Origin of the sequence: Leucobacter aridicollis (genome assembly GCF_013409595.1) — a bacterium.
Lineage (GTDB): Bacteria > Actinomycetota > Actinomycetes > Actinomycetales > Microbacteriaceae > Leucobacter > Leucobacter aridicollis.
Window position 1 is genome coordinate 1,290,053 of record NZ_JACCBD010000001.1, and the last position, 21,255, is coordinate 1,311,307.

The 21,255-nt window shown below is 66.5% G+C and carries 18 protein-coding genes and 1 tRNA gene; 7 read left to right on the plus strand and 12 right to left on the minus strand.

The window, feature by feature from the left end; all coding sequences use genetic code 11:
- Positions 1 to 8: 8 nt before the first annotated feature.
- Together BJ960_RS05940 and BJ960_RS05945 are read left to right on the plus strand one after the other, a co-directional pair.
- On the plus strand, positions 9 to 1,316 hold the full coding sequence (locus tag BJ960_RS05940; protein ID WP_185988176.1) for a thymidine phosphorylase: 1,308 nt from the start codon (positions 9 to 11) through the stop codon (positions 1,314 to 1,316).
- 111 nt (positions 1,317 to 1,427) lie between these two features.
- Positions 1,428 to 1,502: transfer RNA gene (locus BJ960_RS05945), tRNA-Gln, on the plus strand.
- Positions 1,503 to 1,561: 59 nt separating this feature from the next.
- Here the strand turns inward: BJ960_RS05945 and BJ960_RS05950 are convergent.
- The 7 genes from BJ960_RS05950 to BJ960_RS05980 all read right to left on the minus strand — a co-directional run bounded on the left by BJ960_RS05950 (position 1,562) and on the right by BJ960_RS05980 (position 9,792).
- Positions 1,562 to 3,157 (minus strand): ATP-binding cassette domain-containing protein, encoded by a 1,596-nt coding sequence (locus tag BJ960_RS05950; protein ID WP_185986611.1) that lies wholly within the window; start codon positions 3,155 to 3,157, stop codon positions 1,562 to 1,564.
- Positions 3,154 to 4,863, minus strand: a complete 1,710-nt coding sequence (locus BJ960_RS05955) for an ATP-binding cassette domain-containing protein (protein ID WP_307814682.1) — start codon at positions 4,861 to 4,863, stop codon at positions 3,154 to 3,156. Before BJ960_RS05955 ends, BJ960_RS05950 begins: the two co-directional genes overlap by 4 nt.
- On the minus strand, positions 4,758 to 5,624 hold the full coding sequence (locus BJ960_RS05960; RefSeq protein WP_185986613.1) for an ABC transporter ATP-binding protein: 867 nt from the start codon (positions 5,622 to 5,624) through the stop codon (positions 4,758 to 4,760). Before BJ960_RS05960 ends, BJ960_RS05955 begins: the two co-directional genes overlap by 106 nt.
- Positions 5,625 to 5,629: 5 nt before the next feature.
- Positions 5,630 to 6,712 (minus strand): FecCD family ABC transporter permease, encoded by a 1,083-nt coding sequence (locus tag BJ960_RS05965; protein WP_185986614.1) that lies wholly within the window; start codon positions 6,710 to 6,712, stop codon positions 5,630 to 5,632.
- Complete coding sequence (locus BJ960_RS05970; protein ID WP_185986615.1) at positions 6,709 to 7,761, minus strand: FecCD family ABC transporter permease; 1,053 nt, start codon at positions 7,759 to 7,761, stop codon at positions 6,709 to 6,711. Before BJ960_RS05970 ends, BJ960_RS05965 begins: the two co-directional genes overlap by 4 nt.
- A gap of 71 nt (positions 7,762 to 7,832) precedes the next feature.
- Positions 7,833 to 8,897, minus strand: a complete 1,065-nt coding sequence (locus BJ960_RS05975) for an ABC transporter substrate-binding protein (protein WP_185986616.1) — start codon at positions 8,895 to 8,897, stop codon at positions 7,833 to 7,835.
- Positions 8,898 to 8,973: 76 nt separating this feature from the next.
- Complete coding sequence (locus BJ960_RS05980) at positions 8,974 to 9,792, minus strand: siderophore-interacting protein (RefSeq protein WP_237463641.1); 819 nt, start codon at positions 9,790 to 9,792, stop codon at positions 8,974 to 8,976.
- A 183-nt stretch (positions 9,793 to 9,975) separates the two neighbouring features.
- Here BJ960_RS05980 and BJ960_RS05985 point away from each other — a divergent pair, with 183 nt between their 5' ends.
- The gene (locus BJ960_RS05985) at positions 9,976 to 11,559 is read left to right on the plus strand and encodes an AraC family transcriptional regulator (RefSeq protein ID WP_185986618.1); all 1,584 of its coding nucleotides are present in this window, start codon (positions 9,976 to 9,978) and stop codon (positions 11,557 to 11,559) included.
- A 228-nt stretch (positions 11,560 to 11,787) separates the two neighbouring features.
- Complete coding sequence (locus BJ960_RS05990) at positions 11,788 to 12,246, plus strand: hypothetical protein (protein ID WP_185986619.1); 459 nt, start codon at positions 11,788 to 11,790, stop codon at positions 12,244 to 12,246.
- Here the strand turns inward: BJ960_RS05990 and BJ960_RS16680 are convergent.
- The 5 genes from BJ960_RS16680 to BJ960_RS06020 all read right to left on the minus strand — a co-directional run bounded on the left by BJ960_RS16680 (position 12,127) and on the right by BJ960_RS06020 (position 18,709).
- Positions 12,127 to 14,052, minus strand: a complete 1,926-nt coding sequence (locus tag BJ960_RS16680) for an ABC transporter ATP-binding protein (protein WP_237463642.1) — start codon at positions 14,050 to 14,052, stop codon at positions 12,127 to 12,129. The genes BJ960_RS05990 and BJ960_RS16680 overlap by 120 nt on opposite strands.
- A complete protein-coding gene (locus BJ960_RS06005) occupies positions 14,052 to 14,876 on the minus strand; it encodes an ABC transporter permease (RefSeq protein ID WP_307814687.1) in 825 nt (274 codons plus the stop codon). The genes BJ960_RS16680 and BJ960_RS06005 overlap by 1 nt, the downstream gene beginning before the upstream one ends.
- A 106-nt stretch (positions 14,877 to 14,982) precedes the next feature.
- Positions 14,983 to 15,942 (minus strand): ABC transporter permease, encoded by a 960-nt coding sequence (locus tag BJ960_RS06010; RefSeq protein WP_202229192.1) that lies wholly within the window; start codon positions 15,940 to 15,942, stop codon positions 14,983 to 14,985.
- Positions 15,939 to 17,525: an ABC transporter substrate-binding protein gene (locus BJ960_RS06015; RefSeq protein WP_185986621.1), complete on the minus strand. Its 1,587-nt coding sequence runs from the start codon at positions 17,523 to 17,525 to the stop codon at positions 15,939 to 15,941. Before BJ960_RS06015 ends, BJ960_RS06010 begins: the two co-directional genes overlap by 4 nt.
- Before the next feature lie 119 nt (positions 17,526 to 17,644).
- On the minus strand, positions 17,645 to 18,709 hold the full coding sequence (locus tag BJ960_RS06020) for an alpha/beta hydrolase fold domain-containing protein (RefSeq protein WP_185986622.1): 1,065 nt from the start codon (positions 18,707 to 18,709) through the stop codon (positions 17,645 to 17,647).
- A 683-nt stretch (positions 18,710 to 19,392) separates the two neighbouring features.
- Between BJ960_RS06020 and BJ960_RS06025 the strand changes: the two genes are divergently transcribed.
- From BJ960_RS06025 to BJ960_RS06035, 3 genes are all read left to right on the plus strand, one after another.
- Positions 19,393 to 19,860, plus strand: a complete 468-nt coding sequence (locus BJ960_RS06025; RefSeq protein WP_237463643.1) for a MarR family winged helix-turn-helix transcriptional regulator — start codon at positions 19,393 to 19,395, stop codon at positions 19,858 to 19,860.
- A 74-nt stretch (positions 19,861 to 19,934) separates the two neighbouring features.
- Positions 19,935 to 20,609 (plus strand): thioredoxin-like domain-containing protein, encoded by a 675-nt coding sequence (locus tag BJ960_RS06030; RefSeq protein ID WP_185986623.1) that lies wholly within the window; start codon positions 19,935 to 19,937, stop codon positions 20,607 to 20,609.
- Complete coding sequence (locus BJ960_RS06035; protein WP_237463644.1) at positions 20,599 to 21,252, plus strand: DUF305 domain-containing protein; 654 nt, start codon at positions 20,599 to 20,601, stop codon at positions 21,250 to 21,252. Before BJ960_RS06030 ends, BJ960_RS06035 begins: the two co-directional genes overlap by 11 nt.
- The last annotated feature ends 3 nt before the right edge of the window (positions 21,253 to 21,255 follow it).

The following is a 21,255-nucleotide window of genomic DNA, read 5'->3' on the forward strand; positions in this document are numbered from 1 at the left end:
AAGGAACCATCGTGAGTGTTGAGCCATTTGACGCCGTAGACGTGATCCGCGCGAAGCGCGACGGGGGAGCGGTGCCCGAGCCGGCGCTCCGCTGGATGGTTGACGCGTACACCCGGGGCTACGTCTCCGACGCGCAGATGGCGTCGTTCGCGATGGCGATCTACCAGCGCGGGATGGCCCGAGACGAGATCCGCGTGCTCACCGACGCCATGATCGACTCGGGTGAGCGGATGAGCTTCGCGGGCCTCTCCAAGCCGACCGTGGACAAGCACTCGACCGGCGGCGTCGGCGACAAGATCACGCTGCCGCTCGCGCCGCTCGTCGCGTCGTTCGGCGTCGCCGTGCCGCAGCTGTCGGGGCGCGGCCTCGGACACACGGGTGGCACCCTCGACAAGCTCGAGGCGATCCCCGGCTGGCGCGCGGCGCTGTCGAACGACGAGATGTTCGCGCAGCTCGACGGCGACGTCGGCGCGGTGATCTGCGCCGCCGGGTCGGGCCTCGCGCCGGCAGACAAGAAGCTCTACGCGCTGCGCGACGTGACAGGCACGGTCGACTCGATCCCGCTCATCGCGTCGAGCATCATGTCGAAGAAGATCGCGGAGGGGACCGGCGCGCTCGTGCTCGACGTGAAGTTCGGCTCTGGCGCGTTCATGCAGGACTACGCGATGGCGCGCGAACTCGCCGAGACGATGGTTGCGCTCGGCACCGACTCCGGGGTGAAGACGTCGGCGCTGCTCACCGACATGAACGTGCCGCTCGGCCTGACGATCGGCAACGCGAACGAGGTGCGTGAGTCCGTTGAGGTGCTTGCCGGTGGCGGTCCCGCAGACGTGCGCGAGCTTACGATCGCGCTCGCGCAGGAGATGCTCGCCCTCGCCGGACTGCCTGACGCCGACGTCGCAGGAGCCCTCGACGACGGCAGGGCGATGGACTCCTGGCGCAAGATGATCGCCGCTCAGGGCGGCGACCCCGACGCGGCGCTCCCGGTCGCGCGCGAGACCCACGTCGTCACCGCTCCCGTCTCGGGCGTGATGTCGAAGCTTGAGGGGCTCCCGTTCGGCATCGCGGCCTGGCGCCTCGGGGCGGGGCGTGCGCGGGCTGAGGATCCCGTTATCCACTCGGCCGGTATCGACCTGCACGCGAAGCCCGGCGACGCGGTCGTCGCAGGCCAGCCGTTGTTCACGCTCGCTGCGGAAGACGCCGCCAGGTTCCCGCGCGCGCTCGAGGCGCTCGAAGGCGCCTGGGAGATCGACGCGGAAGCAGCTCCGGGAGCCCACGCGCCCGGGCCGCTCGTGCGCGAGCGCATCACCGGCTGAGGCGCGGCGCGCCCGGCGGCCGCGAGTCGCCGGGCCGGTTTTGAGTTCCGTGGGGAAACCGGGTAAAGTAATCTCTTGGTGCGGCGCTCGAAAGAGTGGCCACAGCCACAGTGGGATATGGTGTAATTGGCAACACTACGGTTTCTGGTACCGTCATTCTAGGTTCGAGTCCTGGTATCCCAGCCACAGAAAAGCCCCGGTCATCCGGGGCTTTTCGCGTTAAATCAGGTCGTGTTGGCTGCTCACTACGCGTGAGGTCGGTCACTCTCGCCTGAAAGCGTGATGCGAAGCGACGGCTGCCAGATCTCAGACGATCGGTGCGTCACGAGGACGACCGTGCCGCGTGTCGCAGCGATCGACTCTACGACAGTGCGCTCAGCCTGAGCATCCAACGCCGACGTGGCTTCGTCGAGCACCAATACCGGTGCATTCTTGAGTAGCGCCCGAGCAATCGCAACGCGCTGGCGTTCACCTCCTGAGAGATTGGCTCCGCGGTGACCGGCTTCCTGGTGCACGCCCAACGGGGAGCGGGCGATCACCTCGCCGAGTGCCGCCCTGCGCGCAGCATCGATGACTGCATCGTCGCTTGCGGCAGGGTCGCCGAGGCGGATGTTCTCCGCAAGGGTGCCGGAGAACACATCCGGATGCTGCGGTACATACGCAACATGCTCCATGAGCTGTGCGTGGTGCATGTCCCTGAGATCTGCGCCGCCGAGCAGCACCCGACCCTCGTCAGGATCGTCAAACCGCAACAGCAAACTAAGCAGGGTGCTTTTCCCGCTCCCAGTGGGGCCCTCCACAATGACGGTCGATCCCTCGGGGAGTACCGCAGACACATCGCTGAGGACGGGCGAGTGCGAAAGCCGTTCGAACTCGATGACGTGGCCGCGAATGGCACCGGGACGCGATGGCTCAGGTAGATCTGGGGCATTGACGATCGTACCGAGCCGGGTGACGGCGTGACGTAGGTCGTTCACCGAGAGAGCAGCAAGCGCGAACGCTTCGAGCGGGGCAGACGCGCGCAGCGCGAGAATCGCCGTCGCGAGCAGCACGGAGGAGTCATACCCACCCGTAACTGCGCCCCACAGGATGATGCCGAGGACGGGAAGTACGCTCACCGCGGTAGCGAGAAAAGCTGCGGTCGCGGTAGCACGATTAGTGTTCCGTAGCGCTTGCGCTTGCGCTTCCCAGCGGTCTGTGAGGCGGTCAACTGCGTGGCGATTGCCGAGGGCGGATCGAAGCAACTCGAGGTGGTCAAGGAATTCGAAGGCAGACTCATGTGCCTCGTGTTCGCTTCGCCCCCGCGCGGCGTCAGCCCGGGCCAGCGAGCGCTGGGCGGCAACTTGTGCCGCGAATGCAACGCCAATTAGTACGGCAACGACCGCGGCGAGCCACCCATCACCCACGATCCAGACGCCGATGACCAGCAATACGGGAAGCAGCGGCGCAACCAAGAGGGTCTGGAGCTGGTGCGCAGGAACGCTCATGAGTGACGGGATGGTTCGGCCTGCGACATCACCTGCCAGAGCCCGGTTCGATTCAGTGAACCACGAGAGCTTTGCGCGTGAGAAGGTCTCGCCGACTGCGCGATAGAGATCCGCGGCGAGGCCTGCGCCGGTTATATACCCGCTTCGCGAGACCACGACCGTGACGGCTATCGCGACAACCGCAGTGACCAAGACCCAGGCCGGGCCCTGCTGCCTCGCAATCGACGCTCCCAGGGTGGTGTAGGCAGCGGCCTCGGTGAAAGCGACCAGGACCCAGCCGAGCGAGATCGAGGCAATCTTTCGCTTCACCACGGTTGGGAAGCCCGGGCTGAGCTGTTGAGGTGCAGAGGTCATGCGAGTTCTCCTGAGGCCGTGACGTGATCCGCGCCGAGATCGAGCCGTTCGTCGGCAAGTTGTGCCATGCGCGTGTCGTGCGTGACGAACACGACGGCGCGATCCTCATCGTGCGCAAAGCGCACCAGCTCGGCGACGAGTGCGTGGCCTGTGGCGTCATCAAGCGCGCTCGTTGGCTCGTCGAGCAGGATCAGGGATGCATCACTGAGGAACGCCCGTGCAATGTTTACCCGCTGTCGCTCGCCGCCGGATAGCGGGCGGGCGGGTGTCTCGGGGCTGGCAGCCAATTGGGCCTGCTTCAGTGCTCGCACAACCTGGGTGCGCTGCGCATCACCGGTGCCGAGACGCACATTCTCCGCAATCGTCCCAGGCAGTAGGTCGCTACTTTGAGGGATGAGTAGTGGTACGGCACGCTCGGCCGCTCCAAGAGGGTTCGTTCCGAAGCGGATCTCACCCCGATCCGGTGAGTCGAGGCCGGCAATCGCTCGGAGCAGGGTTGACTTTCCGCAGCCACTTGGCCCAGTGATTGCGGTCACTTTTCCGCGAGCAAAGGAGTGGGAGAGTCCTTCGACAAGTGTCCGATCTCCAGTGCGTAGCGTGACGTCAACGATCTCAGCGACTGCACCCGAGTCGACCGCTGCCGCAAAGTTCTCTGGGACAGTGGCCTGGTGGAACAGGCCGGTCACCCGGTGAGCCGCTTCTCGGCCCGTGCGAATGTAGTCGATGCCGTGTCCCAGCCGCATCGCGGGCGTCACTATCGCAAGTCCGAACAGGAGCATTGCTGCGAGGGCCTCGGGATCCGCTGAATAGCCCAGCGCGTACGCGATTGCGTATGTCGCGACGGCCTGCATAAACGCGGTCGCTAGGGCCGAAAGCGTTGCAACCTTGCGGACGTAGCGCACGAATCCATCGGTGAAGTTCCGTGTGGCGGAGGCGTAGTCTGCGGCAGCGCCGCTTGTTGCGCCGAACACTCGACAGGTCTGCATGCCATGGGCGTAATCGTCGACCGCGGTGATAATCTCGCCCATGACGCGGGCGTTGCGGTCACCGTGCCGGCGTGAGAGTTTCGGGACGACGAGCAGGAAGTGCGCTGCTGCGAGGAACCCCGGGACGAGCGCAAGGAGCGACACCGGCCCCGCGAAGCTCAAAAGCGCCCCAATTGTCGCGACGGGCACGACGACAAGCATTGTGAGCTCGGAAGGGAGATGAGCGACCATATGGTGCAGCGCCGAAATATCGTCTCCGATCAGGCGCCGGAGATCATTTCCGCTGTACCGTGAGAGGGTTCGGCTCGGTAGTGCGGCAATGTGGGTTGCGGTCTGGCGGCGGAGGCTGGCCGAGAACCGCCCCTCGCCTTCGTGTGCCAGCCACGACGAAAGCGCAGCGCCTAGCGCACTGAGCACCCACAACCCGCATATTGCCGCGGCGAGCGGCACGGATGGAGAAACCACGGTGCGAACGACGCACCACAGTGCCCCCACCATAGCGAGACCGCTCGCGGCAGCGGTGATCACCGCGATGGTGAGCTGCCACGCGCCGCGTGTCAGCGCAGAAGCGATCGACGGTTCGCGCCTGACTCCTTCGGAATTGCCAGCTGCAGTCATGATATCACCGCCTCTCGTTCGGCGGTCACACCTTCCAGATGAGTCCGCCCGAGCGGGATGACCTGCGGGGTGCCGGCGACCGGGTCTGGGACCACCCTGCATGGGAGGTCGAACACGTGCTCGACGAGTTCTTCGGTGAGGACAGCCGCCGGCGCCCCTTCCGCGACGATTGCCCCGTCTCGCATCGCGATGAGGTGGGTCGCGTAGCGTGCGGCCTGGTTGAGATCATGGAGCACCGCGACGAGCGTCCGCCCTGAGCGGTGGAGATCGGTGAACAGTTCAAGGAGTTCGATCTGATGCGTGAGGTCGAGGTAGGTAGTGGGCTCGTCAAGGAGCAGCACGTCAGTCTCTTGGGCGAGTGCCATGGCAACCCACACCCGTTGGCGCTGCCCGCCAGATAGCTCATCAAGAAGCCGACCGGAGAGCTCGTGCACGCCGGTCGCGTCCATCGCCTCCGAGACCGCGGCTTCGTCGGACGGGCTCCACTGCCGAATGAGCTTTTGGTAGGGGAATCTCCCGCGGGCGACTAGGTCGGCGACGCGAATGCCGTCGGGCGCGATCGAGGTCTGGGGGAGAAGCCCGAGGCGCCGTGCAACTTCCTTCGCGGGATAACCGTGAATGTCGCGTCCATCGAGTACCACCTGCCCAGCTTCGGGCTTGAGTAGGCGCGATAGTCCACGTAGGAGCGTTGACTTTCCGCACGCGTTCGGGCCGATGATCACCGTAAACGAGCCATCAGGAATCGCGACGGTGAGGTCAGAGGCGATTGTGCGCTTGTCGTAGGCGAGCGCCAGGTGCTCGGCTCGCAACCGGTGCTCGGTGTGTGTCTCCGGGGCGCCGCTTGCGCGGCTGGGAAGGGACATGTGTGTCAAAGTGATTTTCTCGTTTCTCGGATGAGCAGCCAGATCAGGTAGAGACCGCCAAGGCAGACCGTGATCAACCCGACGGGAATTGGCCGGTAGAGCTCTGCGATCAGTAGTGAGAGTGCGTGGGCGCAGGTGAGCAGAGCTGCCCCCATGCAGGCAGCGCCGCCGACGGTGACTCCTGGAGTGCCGGCAAGACGTCTGGCCAGTTGCGGTGCAGCGAGAGCGACGAACCCGATCGGGCCGGCGGCCGCGGTCACCAGCGCTGTCGCAGCGACGCCGGTGATGAGCAGCGCTGGGCGCGAGCGGTTGGCATTCAAGCCCTGAGAGAGCGCCGCATCGTCGCCGAGCTCAAGCTGCCTGAGTGCGGGGGCGAGTGTCGCGATGAGGCCGACGATGATGAGGCCCCCGATCGTGGCGGGGAACAGCCCCTCCCACCCGACCCTGCTCAGGGAACCGGCTGCCCAGAACCCGACGCTCATCGAATCGGTGATGTCTGCCCGGGTGACGAGGTAAATGTTGACGGCCCCCAGCATTGCGGAGACCGCGATACCCACGATGATGAGCCTGAAACCCTGAACGCCTCGCCGATAAGCCAGTAGGTACACGATCGCAGCTGTCGCGAGCCCACCGATCAACGCGGCAGACGCGACGCCCCAGTAGTTTTTTGTGCCCAGCGTCAATACGGCGATTGCGACCGCGGTGTAGGCCCCGGTGTCAAACCCGATAACGTCTGGCGACCCGAGCGGGTTGCGCGTGAGCGACTGAAAGACGGCGCCGCCGATGCCGAGGAGTAAACCGAAGAGGAGCGCAGCGAGGGCGACGGGAAGACGCCACTCGATGACAATCATGCGCTGGAACTCGTCGCCCTGCCCGGCCAGGGCGGCTACCACTTCCGCAGGGCTGAAAGGGTAATCGCCGAAGCCGAGCGCGAGCACCGCAGCAACGAGAGCGATGGTAACGAGCGCGGCGTTGACCGCGACACTGCGAACACTCCAGCGAAGCGAGACTTGCGCGCCAAGGCGAGTCTGACGCGAGCTGTAGCCGAAATCGATGGGGGTTCTTTCCGGGGTGACACTCGCGCTCATAACGTGGATGCCTTTCTGCGCCGCACGAGCGCGATGAGAACGGGGGCGCCGAGAACCGCGGTCATCACGCCGGCTTCGATCTCGCCGGGGCGCGCAACGACTCGTCCGAGAACGTCCGCGCTGAGCACGAGCACCGGAGAGGCGAGGGCTGTGTACGCGACTATCCAGCGCTGATCGGGTCCCGTAAACCAGCGAACGAGGTGCGGCACAGCGAGCCCGACGAACGCGATGCCTCCAGTGAGCGCGGTCGCGGCCCCTGCGAGAAGTGTGACGCTGATGAGTCCGATCGTGCGTGTCCGGGCGATGTTTGCCCCGAGCGATGCGGCCTGATCGTCTCCGAGCGCGACCGCGTTGAGCGATCCTGAGATGACGACAGCGAGCACCAAACCCAGAACAATCAGCGGCAACACGGTGAGTGTGTCTGATACAGAGACCCGAGCGAGCGAGCCGAGGCTCCAATTCCGGAATGAGCGGAAGGTCTCCTCGTTGATGAGTTGGAGGAACGTCGCGAAGGCTGTGAGTACTGCCGCGAGCGCGACACCGGCGATAACGAGGGTGACGGGGGAGGCGCTGCCGCTGCCCGAGGCGCCGATGAGGTACACGAGAACGGTCGCGAGGACTGCTCCGGCGAACGAAAACCAGACGTACCCGGCGATCCCCGTCACTCCGAACACGGCGACACCGACGGTGATAGCAAAGCCGGCCCCGGCATTCACACCGAGAATCCCAGGGTCAGCGAGCGGGTTTCGAGTGATGGCTTGGATGAGCGCGCCAGCGACCCCGAACGCCGCCCCAGCTACGATCCCAACGAGCGTGCGGGGTGCGCGCAGCGTCCAGACGATTGAGGAGGCCTCGCTCCCGTCTGAGTCGAACACGGTTCGCCACACCTCCGACATTGGAACGGGGTTCGCGCCGTAGGTGATGCTCAACACGAGCACGAGGCAGAGTGCTGCTATGAGGGCTGCGATTCCGAGAAGTCGCCGCTGCGTTGCGTGGCCCTTGGCACGTAATGGGCGCGCTGCGTTCTCAGTGTGAACAGGGGAGGTCATCTAGGTTCCTGGAAGTAGGGTCAAACTGGGCGCGGAGCCTCGTCGGCGCCGCGCCCAGCTTGGACGAGTTGCTAGAACTTCTCGGCGAGCAGCGGCACGAGTTGTTCGGCCGCCCACGCGTTTCCGATCGGCCCACCGCTGGTGATGGCCCAGAGGAGGTCACCGCCGTCGTCGGTTTTCGGGGGGAGCTGGACGAACCTGCCAGACTTCACCGCTCCGAGGCTGGTGAACAGGTCGGTGCCGGTCACGCGCTCAGCCATTTCCTCGAGGGTCGTGGCCTCGCTCTGCCCGAGCACCAGCACGTCTGCATCGATCTTCGAGATCAACTCGTCGCTCACGGTCGTATCCTTCGCGAACGCGGCTGCGCCCGGGTTCGGGGCGAATCCAAGGTCGGTGAGGAAGAGCTCGGGCGCTGCTCCGTTCTGCGAGAAGTACTGGAGCCCGGTCGCCGGGCCGTAGTAGATCGCCCACGTTGCCGTCTTGCCGTCGAACTCTGGGTGCGCCTCTCGGATCCCCGAGAAGAGTTCTTCGTGCTCATCAATCACAGCTTCTGCTCGGTCGCTCAGGTCGATGGCCTCGCCGAGCAGCCGGATCGACTCTTGCCAGGGAACGATGCGCTGGTCGGACGCCGGGCTGGTGAGAACGGGCGCGATTTTCGCTAGCCGATCGTAGATGTCCTCCACGCCGCCAAATCCCGGCACCCAGCCCACCGTGACGATGAGATCTGGCTTGGCCGCTGCAACGGCTTCCATCGGCACGTCCTCGCCCCGCACATATTCGTAGGTATTGAGATCAGCCGCGCCGTGAGCGTCGAGGTAGCCGCCCTCGGAGACCATGTTTGAGTTGAGCACGGGAGTCACCCCGAGCGACAGTAGAAGCTCGGTATCTACGCCGTTGGGTACGATCGCCGCGATCCGTGTTGGACGTTCCTTGAGTACTGTCTCGCCGTACGGGCTATCGAGGGTGAGCGGATAGGACGTAGTTCCCTCGGCGGCTGGCACGAGCTCTGAAGCCTCGGCTGCGGCGCTGTCGTTCGAGCTGGATGCTGCTGGCGCCGAGCACCCGACGAGCAGGAGCAGCGCGGCGAGCGCTGACCCGACAAGGGCGGTTGAGTGAACATTTCTTCGCAGGGGCATGATTGCCTTTCGTGAGTGGACGAGTTCTGAGATTTCGAGACTGTGTGGTTGGCGACTGAAGAGGGCCTGAGCTGGCTCAGGGTGCGTCTGACGCGTCAGGCACGGGAACGCCTGACTGCCCGCGTTTCCAGTAGCCGGTGAAACTGATCGCGGCCCGCGGCAGCTCCCATGTCTGCACAAGGAAGCGCCGGATCTCGCGCACTTCTGCCTGCTCCCCAGCAACCCAGACGGCGAGGTTCTCGCGCGGCAGAGTTGTCGCCTCGAGCGCTACAAGCAGGGGGCTCCTGGTAGGGCTTGCAACTGCGTCCGCATTGATCCAGCGAACACGTACGCCCGCGGGGGCTTGAAGTTCGTATCGGTACTCCTTGCCGGGCACGCTGAGCAGCACCTCGCCTGTTGCTCGCTCGGGCAGCTGCTCGAGTAACCGCGCGACAGCCGGGATCGCGGTGTCGTCGCCGAGGATGAGGTAGTTGTCGGCGCCGCTCGGAAGATCGAGGGTTTTTCCGGGCCCCACGACATACATGACATCTCCGACTGATGCCGTCGACGCCCACGTCGAGGCAACGCCTGTGCCATGAAGCACGATGTCGATGTCGAGCTCGCGGGTCGTGGGGTCAAAGCGTCGGACCGTATAGGCGCGGGCGATCGGGCGGCGGCCAGGCGCAAACGTGACTCGCCCGTGTTCGATTTCAGGCAATACAGGGGTCAGATCTCCCGGGTAGGGGAACAGCAGCCTGACGTCATCGTCGAACCCCGGGCTCGAGAACGCCGGCGTGACGTTACCGGCCTGGTCTGTGTGGGCGTCAAGGGCCGCGCCGGTGAGCGTGATGCGCAGCATCGTTGAAGTGACCTCGGTGAGCCTGCCGACCCTGAGTGGTCGGATGCCAACGGGCATGAGCTGTACCGTTCGAGCGGATACGGGCAAGTCGTGTTCTCCCTCGGAGAGTTCCCGTCTGATGCGGGACCGGTGTACCTCACCGGCCAATGAGAAAGGCTATTGTTGGAATCATCAGATGATTTATCCTGATGCGCAAAGATCACATACTGAGGGGGTTCGGTGCCGCAAGATTCGCACTGTGTGCTGCTCGAATCGAACGAATTCGCCGCTGCGGTCGCTGAGAAGGTTTGCAATTCGCGCGAGCCATCCCTTATTTGGGCCTATGCGGGACAGGGGCGCGTCTCCATCGGCAATCATGTCTATCCGCTGCGCCAGGGCGACGCGATCTGGGTGCCGGCGGGCCTGGAGTACGATATTCGAAGTTCCCCGAACAGCGTGCTTATCCCAATCTTCCCGGCAGCCAGGCGGGCCCACTTTGCGCTCTCGACGCCAACGAGAACGCACTTCGCTGCTGAATGGAACGACTGGCTTGTCTATCAGTTCGCACGGAGCATCGGGTACCTCCGTGGCGCGGCTGCCGCCCAGGGGCTTGCGGGTGTCGTCGTCGGTTCTCCCGGGTCAACCCCAGGAGGCACACCGATGCCCGCGGCACCTGTGCCGCTGCCTCCAAGGCCGAACTCGCCCGAGGCCTCACGGGTCGCATTGCGTCTCATGCAGGATCCTGCCGATTCTGCTTCGATCGATGAACTCGCCTCGGGTGTGAGCGTCTCCGTACGAACGCTGCAGGCGCAGTTTTCGAGCGAAACCGGCTTCGCGATATCGGAGTGGCGAGCCCAAGTTCGTATCGCGGCAGCAGCGACGTATATCGATCTTGGCCACGACATTGGGTGGACTGCGCAGCAGGTCGGGTATGCCACTCCCGCAGGGTTTACCAAAGCATTTTTCAGGCAAACGGGGGTGACCCCGAGCGCTTTCGCACAGCGCAGAGGGCAGCGGGTCCGCCCTAGCGAGCCAGTGTCTGATTTGGCCCCTCCTGGTGAGGCCGGCGAGACTGCTGCATCTCGTCGAGGCGTTCCTCCCGTCGTGCCTGCGAGCAAGACTTGGGACAGGGTGAGCGATTTCCATGTGCTCGTGTGGGTGTATCGAGGTTCAGCACGGGTGGAAATCGCAGGCGAACTGTTCAACCTGCGCCAAGGCGAAGCCGCCTGGCTACCGGCTGGCCTCTCGAACAGTGTCAGCTTGCCCGCAGGGTCGATCCTGCTGCCCCTTGGATCACAGGAAGTGAATTACGGGGCGGACGCTCCGGATGTTCTGGTGCAGCGGTTCTCTGACGATGCTGGGCTGTTTCTCATGCACACAATGGTGGCCAACTACTCGCGCCTTCGCCCCACAATCCACGACCCGCATGCGATCACGCGGGCGTTTGCTCAGCAGAGCGCGGTTATGGGCGTCTCCGCGGGGGTGCGTACTTCATCCAATGCCTCGCGCGTTCAGGCGCTCGCGGCCGAGCTGCATAGAACCCCCGCAGATCGAAGAAACCTGAGTGAGTGGGCCGGCCATTTCGAGATCGAACCCGCTCAGCTGGCGTCGGCGGTCTTGTCGATTACCGGAATGGAGTTCAGCCGGTGGCAGAGCCAGATCCGTATGACGATGGCCCGCCGCTACCTGGCAGAGGGGATGAGCGTGGCTCGGGTAGCGAGGACTCTCGGTTACGCCCACGCCTCCGGCTTTGGACAGGTGTTTACGCGGAAGCACGGACTCTCCCCGCGCGACTATCAACGCGAAGGGTGGCAGCAGACTGCCGAGCCATTGATTGTCCCCTGACTCCGCTTCGGCGGACCACGCCCCTCCGGTGCGAGTGTGACTGGGGCGAGCCGCACGCGCCGCACGCGCCGAGGCTCCGGAATCCCCGCGACGATTTGCGTTCGGTGCGCGGATGGGGGACGGTGGCGCCATGGCGGGTCCTTCTACGGCATCGTCCGACGGCCGACGCTCAGGTCGGCGCATGCCGCAGATTCGATGCGGCGAAGAGCGCTCGAAATGGCGTTGGTGATGGCAGCGCTTGCAATTGTGATTACCCTTGGCCTCGCGACGGAGGACACGCTTTCGTCACTTGCAAAGCAGACGCACGAACGGATCGGCCCCGTGCACCTCATGCCAGAAAGGGGAGAGCCGGGCGTTGAGCCCTTCACAGATGTCATGCTGGACGCGGCTGTTGAGCCGTTCACCAGCGACGACGCGGAACGCGAAATACGCGTGCTCGTCGAGGCGGCACTGGCGGAGCCCAACGGGCCCGCAACGACGAGCGAGCGGATGAGCGAGCCCTCCATCGAGTTCGACGCAGCTCACCCGCCGATCGACGGGCAGAGCTGCGGCTGCGCCACCGCCCCCCTACAGCGTCGGGATGTTCGCGAGCAGCTCCTTCGTGTAGGCGTGCGTCGGGTTGTTGAGCACCTCGTCGACCGGGCCGTCGTCCACGATTTCGCCACGGTTCAGCACGGCGACGCGTGACGCGATGTGGCGCGCCAGCGCGATGTTGTGGGTGACGAAGAGTACCGTGAGATCACGCTCTTCCTGCAGGGTGTGGAGCAGCGAGATGATGTTCGCCTGCACGGAGACGTCGAGCGCCGACGTGATCTCGTCGCACACGAGCACCGACGGCATGTTGACGAGGGCCCGCGCGATCGCGGCGCGTTGCCGTTCGCCGCCCGACAGGTCGCCTGGCCGCCGGTCGTAGAACTGCCGCCCGAGCTGCACGGCGTCGAGGGCGTCACGCACGCGTTCGCGGCGCTCTTCCGCGCTGTACTCGCTCGCCATCTCGAGCGGCACGAGGAGTGACTGCCCGAGCGTGCGGCGCGGGTTCAGTGACGAGAACGGTGACTGGAAGATGTACTGGATCTGCCGCCGCTGCTCCTGGGTCCGCCCTCGCGTTGACTTCGCAAGCTCCTGGCCGTGGTAGCTCACCGAGCCCTCGTAGTCGCTGAGCAGGCCGGCGATGGAGCGGGCGAGTGTCGTCTTGCCCGATCCTGATTGGCCGAGAAGGAGCGTGCTCTCGCCCGGCGCGAAATCGAGATCGATGCCGCGGAGCACCTGATTCTTGCCGTAGGCGACGCGGAGGTCTCGGATCGAGATCCGTGGATCCGCTGCACCCGGCGCCCCCGTCGTGGCGTCCACACCGGGCTCCGGTGGCGCGTCGACAGGCACTGCCGCCGCCGCGCCCGCATGGGCGCCGCCGGCACCGTGAGCGCCGGGACCGTGCGCACCGGCGCCCTCGCCTGCTCCGGCGCCTTCGCCAGCGCTTCCGCCCGCATCGCCGTCACCCGAGCGGGAGACGACCTTATCGGGCGCGGTGTGCTTGAGGATGTCGAGCTCGCCGGTGAGGAACTCCGCGGTGCGCGCGTCCATCTTCGAGAGCTTCCCGATCTGGTTCTTCCCGGCGAGGTCGGGCACGGCGGCGAGCAGCCTGCGCGTGTAGTCGTGCTGCGGCCGCACGAGCACCTGGCTGGTGTCGCCGACCTCCACGATCTCGCCGCGAAGCATCACCGCGACGCGGTCCGCGATCTCCGATACGACGGCGAGGTCGTGCGTGATGTACAGCCCGGCGACCCGGTTCTTCACGGTCATGTCGCGGATCGTGTCGAGCACCTGCTCTTGCGTGGTAACGTCGAGGCCTGTCGTCGGCTCGTCGAGCACGATGACGTCTGGGTACATTGCGAACGCCATCGCGATCCCGATCCGCTGCTGTTGCCCGCCGGACAGCTGGTGCGGCCAGCGGCGCTGGTACTCGTCGCTGTCGGGGAGCCCGACCTCCCGCAGCACCGAGCGCACCCGGTCCGCGCGGTCGGCCTCGGACGCGCCGAAGCCGTGAATGTCGAGCACCTCGCGAATCTGGGCACCAACCCGCATGCTCGGGTTCAGCGAGAGCGCCGGGTCCTGCGGCACGTAGCTGACGCGCGCACCGCGGAGCTGGCGCCTCGCGGACTCGCCCAGCGTGAGCATCTCGGCGAGGTCGGGGCTGTCGGACGGATACAGCGTGACCGTTCCGCCGGTGTGCGCGAGGCCCTCGCGGATGTGGCCGAGCACTGCGAGGCCGACTGTCGTCTTACCCGATCCCGACTCGCCGACGAGCGCGAGGATCTCCGCCGCCCGCAGGTCGAGGTTCACGTCGGACACCACGGCGAGGCCGGTGGCGGTCGCCGCGATCGTGAGGTCGTCGACCTCGAGGATCGGTTCGTCGGCCGACATGCGCAGCTGCCAGGCGGTGCCGTTCTTCTGCGCGTCAGTTGCGATGGGCGCGACGGGGGACTGCTGAGTCATTACTTCTCACCTGCGTTCGTGTTGGCGGATGCGCGAGCGATCGAGTCCGCAATGAGGTTGGTGCCGACGGTCAGGATCGCGATCGCGACGACCGGGAGCAGCACGCCCGCGGGCTGCAGCGAGAGGGCGATGCGGTTCTCGTTGATCATCAGGCCCCAGTCCGCCGCGGGCGGCTGCACCCCGAGCCCGAGGAACGACAGTGAGGCGATCGCGCCGATCGAGTACGTCAGTCGGAGCCCGGCCTCGACAGCGAGCGGGCCGGTGATGTTGGGCAGGATTTCGCGGGTGAGGATCCGGCCGCGCGGCACCGCGTACATCTCCGCGGCGCGGATGTAGTCCTCGTTGATGACGTTCAGCGCGGCGGACCGTGCGACCCGCGCGATGCGCGGCGCGTGCGTGATCCCGATCACGGTGACGAGCACCCACCCCTGCGGGCCGAGCACGGTCACGGCGAGGAGCGCAAACAGCAGCTGCGGCACGGCGAGGAGCACGTCGTTCGCGCGCATAATGAGCGAGTCGAGCCAGCCGCCGGTGTATGCCGCAGCCATCCCGAGGGCGACGCCGATGACGAGGCCGACGAGCGTCGCGAGCGCCGAGTAGATGAGCAGGCTGAGCCCGCCCGCGAGGAACCTGGACCAGACATCGCGCCCAAGGTTGTCGGTGCCGAACAAGCCGTCGGGCTGGAACGGACGACTCGCGAACTCGGTGGCAGTGTACCCGGTCGCCCACGGCAGAAGCAGCGGGCCGAGGAACGCGAGCAGCACGATGATCGCGGTGAGGATCACTCCGATCTTTGCCTGCCGCTGCCGCCAGAAGCGATGCATGAACGACACGTTCGCGCCGGTGTTCGCGGACTTGCTCTGGGCGAGATCCTGCGCGGACAGGGTGTTCGTCGCGTTCAGCCCCGAGGCGTCTTGTGGGTTCGACATGTTAGTTCCCTCCTCGAGTGTGAAGTTTCGGGTTCGCGAGGATCCCGACGATGTCGGCGAGGAGATTCACGACGACGTAGATCGCGGCGACGATCATGGTGATCGCGACGACGACCATCACGTCGCGGTAGTTCACTGCCTCGATGAGCGCCTGGCCGAGCCCCGGGTACCTGAACAGGAACTCGACGACGACCACGCCGCCGGCCATCCACGCGAGTTGGATCGCGATGACCTGCGCCACCGGGCCGATGGCGTGGGGAAGCGCATGGCGCATGATGACGCGGCGCTCGGGCACACCCTTCAGGCGTGCCATCTCGACGTAGCCTGAGTCGAGTACCTCAAGCATGGTCGCGCGCATCATGCGCACGATGTACGGGGTGACGACGAGCACGAGTACGAGCACGGGCAGGATGAGCTGGGTGGGGAAGTCCCACACCTGCGTGCCCGGGGGCTGCATCGTGACGGCGGGCAGGATCGGGAAGACCGTCGTCGCGAAGAGTGCGACGAGGGCGATGCCGACGACGAACTCCGGCAGGGCCGCGAGCACGAGGGAGATGCCGGTGATCGCCGTGTCGGTGGCGCGCCCGCGGCGGAGCGCGGACCAGATGCCGACGAGGATGCCGACAGGGATCGAGATGACCGCTGCCGCGACCATGAGGAAGAGCGAGGCGCCGACGCGCTCGCCAATCAGCGCCGCGACAGGCTGCGAGGTCGCCGCGGAGATCCCGAAGTCGCCGACGAACAGCCCGCCGAGCCACAGCAGGTAGCGTTTCCACGCGGGCTCGTTGAGGTTCATCTGTTCATGGATCGCCGCGATCCGCTCGGGCGTCGCCTGCTGCCCGAGGATCGCCTGCGCCGGATCCCCTGGGAGGAGCAGCGTGACGAAGAAGATCACCATTGAGACGACGAGCAGGATCGCGACGCTGATCGCGAGCCGCCGCGCGATGAGGCGAAGAATCATGAGAGGTCTCCAATCCAGACGCGTTGCAGTTGGAAGCCCGAGAGGGGCAGCCCCGTCGCGTTCGGGACGAGCCCGCCGACGTAGGACTGGTACGCGTCGAGCTGGTTCGCGAACCCCCAGACGATGAGGCCGCCACGGTCGTACATGATGGCCTGCGCCTCCTCGATGAGCTCGCCGCGTGCGTCGTCGTCGGTCTCGCCGCGCGCGCGTTCGACGAGCGCGATGAACTCCTCGTCCGCCCAGTGTGTCTCGTTGAACGGCGAATCCGGCATCGCGCCCGAGTTCGCCTGCGGGAGGAAGTTTCGGGTGTACCAGAAGCTCTGAGAGAACGGGTACTCGAGATAGTCGCCCCAGTACGTCGTGAGGTCCATCCGGTTGATCTTCACCGTGATGCCGGCCTCCGCGGCCTGCTCGGCGAACACCTGCGCGGCCTCCACGGTGCCCGCCTGTATGGGGGCGGTCGCGAGCTCGACGGTGAGGCCGTCGGGGTAGCCGGCGTCGGCGAGGAGGCGCTTCGCCTCCTCGATGTCCTGCGTGCGCTGCGGGAACTCCGGGTAGGCCGGGTCGAAACTCGCGAACATGTCGTTGCCGACGGTGCCGTAGCCGGACAGCACCTGCTCGACCATCTGCTCGCGATCGACGGCGAGGCGGAACGCCTGCCGCACCCGCTCGTCGTCGAACGGCGGGGTGTCGGTGCGCATCGTGAAGGGCAGCCACATGCCGGTCTCGGAGTTCAGGATCTCCATGCGCGAGTCTGCGCCGATGACCTCCGCGAGCGCGGCGGGGATCTGCGCGACGGCGTCGACCTGGCTCGACAACAGCGCGTTGATGAGCGCGTCAGTGTCGTTAAAGTTCAGCAGCTCGATCTTGTCGAGGTACGGTCCGTCGTCTCCCCAGTAGTACGGGTTCCGCTTGAGCACGGTGGATTGGCCGGGCGTGAAACTCTCAAGCATGAACGGGCCGGTGCCGACCGGGTTCGTCGGGTCGTAGTCCTCGGGCACGATCGTCATGGTGTACTGCCCAAGGCCGTCGTCGAGGGACGAGTCCGGCACGTCGAGCCTGAACTCGACGGTGGCGTCGTCAACGGCGACGACCTCCCGGAGGTGCCCGAGGCTTGCGGCGCCGTTCTTCGGATCGTCAGGGTCGATGACTCGCTCGACGCTCGCCACGACGTCTTTCGCGGTCATGGGCCTGCCATCTGAGAACTTCACGTCCGTGCGCAGATGCGCGGTCCACACCGTCGCGTCGGCGTTGGGCTCGATCGAGGTCGCGAGCATCGGCTTGAGGTCGAAGTCATCGTCGCGGTAGAGCAGCGCGTTGTACATGTTAACGGCGCGGGCGACGTCTCCGAGGTTCGTGGCGATCGCGCCGTCGAGGGTGTCTGCGGCGCCGCCGCCGACGAAGCCGACGCGGAGGGTGCCGCCCTCGACGGGGGATCCTGGGCCGACGCCGTCGGCGCCTGGCACCGCCTGGCCGCTGCAGGCCGCCAGGAGGCCGGCGAGGCCGAGAGCGAGCGCGGCTCCAAGCATGTGACGGGCCCGTCGACGACGGGGGTGGCGCACACCGGGGGTGCTGTTCACCATTGAATCGCTTCCTTTCGCATGTTCCAGGGCCGGCAGCAGCCGGTCTTGGATGGTCGTGACGCCGGGGGTGCGAGGCTCGGCGCTCGGGCAAGTCGTGTGTCTGTGGGGTGTCCTGTCTGTCAGTGCGGTGGGCGTGCGTCGTGCGCGTCCGTGCCTGGTTCGGCGAAGCGGCGGGCGGCGAACGCGGCCCCGTCGCGCATGGCTGCCGTTGCGGCGTCGAGCATGCGGCCGAAGTGGAGGAACGAGTGCAGCACCCCGGGGACGATGGACCAATCCACGTCGTGCCCCGCGGCTGCGAGCCGGCGGCCGAGCTCCTCCGAGTCGTCGCGGAGCGGGTCGAGCTCCGCGCCCACGACATAGGCCGGTGGCAGCGGCGCCGCGAGATCTGCGGTGAGCGGAGCCGCGTACGGGCTCACCCGGTCGCGGGGGTCGGTGAGGTAGGTGTCGGAGATGAGTTCGAGGTCCGCAGCCGACATGCCATCCCAGAACCCGCCGAGGCTGTGCCGCGACGCGGAGTCCTCGAGGCCGTAGCCGCCGTAGTACAACAGCATGGCCCTGAGCGAGGCGTTGACCCGTGCGGGATTCGTCGCGGCCTCGGTGACCCGGGCGGGCTCGTCGCGAAGGAGGAGTGCCGTTCCAAGCGCAAGCACGGCGCCCGCAGAGTCGCCGGCGACGGCGAGGCGATCCCCATCGATGCCGTACCGATCCCCGCCGAGCGCGAGATCCGCGACGACGCCCGCGCACTCGAGCAGGGCCTGCGGAAACCGCGCCTCGGGGGCGAGCGAGTAGTCGACCGCAACGACTGCGGCGCCCGACGCGCTCGCCAAGACCCGGGCGATCCGGTCGTGGGAGTCGAGGTTTCCGAGCATGAACCCGCCGCCGTGGAGGTAGACGATAGCCGGGAGTACGGGGGAGTCGGTCGGGCGGTGCACGCGCGCCCGGACCCGTGCGCCCGCGACGTCGAAGGTGAGTTCGCGGGTGTCGTGCATGACGGGCCCGCCGACGTTCCAGAACTCGCGCTCCGCCAGGTAGTCGGCGCGAGCCGCGGCGACGCTTCCCGGGGGCGTGTCGGCCGGAGTGGGCTGGGTCGCCAGGCGGTCGAGCTGGTGTTCCACGACGCGGCGCATCTGGGGCGTACAGGCCTCCCGAATGTGCCTCGGAATGTCGGTGAATGAATGCTGCATTGGTGCCCTTCCAACGTGGTGGTGCGGGGTGCCCGCAGGCTGACGCGTCGAGCGGTGCGGCCCCGGCGTCGTCTGCGGCGTGCGGGGGCTCAGCGCGCGCGCCGCGGGTGCGTGAGCGGTCGCATCGCTCCCTGGGCGCAGGCCGGTTGCCTCGGGAACGGTCTGAGACCGTGCGGCGCGTGGCCGCGCGTTCGGGGCGCTGAAGCAACCCCGCTCACGCCGTGGACCGGCGCGCGGTGCCCCCGGCGGCGTCAGTCGTGCGGCGGGAGGCACCAGTTCGTTTCATGGTGGGGTCTGGCTGGGGGACAGGCCGCGATTGAGGTACTGGCCGACCTCGATCCCCGCGGCTCCGCCCGCGTGAGGCACGGCGCGGGCAGCCCGCCTCACGGGTGCGGCCGGTGGCCTCCCGTGGACGTGCTGCAGTGCGTGTGCCATGTCCTGACACTAAGTGAGGGGTCGACAAGGCCGCAAGTGGTGGCGTTCCGCCGCAAATCTGCTGAGTTCTTTGCGACGAACGTCGCGCAAGTCGCTGATTGGCCTGTGGTGGCCTACCCGCGCGTGGCTGTGCGCTTGGGGCCGTTCTGGCGATTTCGGCGGCCAAATGACACCCGTGAAGTTACGCAAATGTGATTTCCTTGCTCCCCGTCGCGGTGGGGGCGCGCAAAGATGATGAAATAGGCGGTATGACAGATTTTGCCCCGCGCATGGACGCCAGGGAGTCACGGGCCTGGCTTGGGCTGATTGGAGTCGCCCAGTTGCTCCCGCACCTGCTCGACGCTCAGCTGGAGCGGGACTCCCGGATGACGCATTTCGAGTTCACGGTGCTGTCGGCGCTGTACGTCGAGCCGACTTCTGTGCTTCGGATGTCGGAGCTCGCGCAGACGACCGCAGCGACGCTGCCGCGGCTCTCGCACGTGTGCACGCGGATGGAGAAGCGGGACCTCATCGAGCGGGTCCCGAGCGAGACTGATCGCCGCGCGACAAACGTTCGGTTGACCCCGGCGGGACGGCGGGAGTTCATTCGCGCGATCCCCGCCCACATTGAGCTCGTGAGAAGCCTCGTGATCGATGCGCTGACGCCGGAACAGCTCGATTCGCTTGGCGAGATTGCCGAGATCATTGGCGGGAGGCTCGCGGAGCATCGCAACTAGTTCGTCGCTCCGGAGGATTCTCCCAGGCCACTGATAAATGATTGTCGCAACAACCAAATTGGAGCGGGGATCGAATGTCGGAGCCAACAGGCCGCAAGACCACCAAGCAGCAGCGAGCCGAGGCGCGCGCCGAGCGGGTGCGTGCCCACCAGCAGCAGGAGGCGGCGCGCAAGCGCAACCGGCGCATCGCGGCCGTGAGCGGAGCGGTCGGCGGTGCCGCCGTCATCGCCCTCGTCATCACCTTCGTGGCGACATCGACGGAACCAGTTCAGCGGCCCCAGGACATCGAGATCGCGGGGCTCACCGAGTTCCCGAATCTCCCCGCGACCCATATCGACCCGGCGCCCGTGGATTATCAGGAGAGCTACGGCATGGCCGTTCCCGCGGGCGGCGACCACTCGCAGATCTGGCTGAACTGTGGCGTCTACAGCCAGCCGCAGCAAAACGAGAACGCGGTGCACGCGCTCGAACACGGGGCGGTGTGGGTGACCTATGATCCGGATGTGGCGACGGATGAGGACATCTCGGCACTGCGAAACGCCATCCCCGACCAGTACACGATCCTCTCGCCGTACCCCGGCCAGCCCGCTCCGTTCATGGCCTCGGCCTGGGGCGCCCAGATCGAGATGGAGAGCGTGTCGGACGCGCGCCTGGCGCAGTTCATCGACAGGTACTGGAAGTCCGCGGACGCGCCAGAGCCGGGCGCGTCGTGCTCGGGGGCGCTGCAGGGCCCAGGCCTTGTCGCCTAGCGGGCGCAGCGCGGGCCTGACGGCGTTCGTCGCCACGATGCTCGCGCTCGTGCTCGTCGCGGCGTCGTTGATCATCGGGCGCGCGACCGCCGGCCCTGATCCGCTACCGAACACGCGCAGCGCCGAGGCGGGGTTCGCCCGCGACATGCAGATCCATCACGACCAGGCCGTCGAGATGTCGATGATCGTCCGAGACCTCACCGACTCGCCAGACATTCGACTCCTGGCATACGACATCGCGACCTCCCAGTCCCAGCAGGCGGGGCAGATGTTTGGCTGGCTCGCGACGTGGGGGCTCCCGCAGTCGTCGCCCGAGCCTGCAATGACCTGGATGCATCGGCCTCTTCCGTCAGGGGAGAGTCACGTGCACGGCGTGCCAGACGCGACGAGCGCGGTGCCCGAGGCGATGCCGGGCATGGCGACGCGTGCGCAACTCGAGGAGCTGAAGACCCTTCGCGGCGTTGCCGCCGAGCGGATGTTCCTGCGGCTCATGATCGCTCACCACGAGGGCGGCATTGACATGGCCGACGCGCTCCTGCAGCGGAGCGACTATCCGGTCGTGACGGACCTCGCCGGCAGCATCGCCAAGGCCCAGCAGAGCGAGATCCAGCTCATGGAAGACCTCCTCGCGGAGCGCCAGTGACGA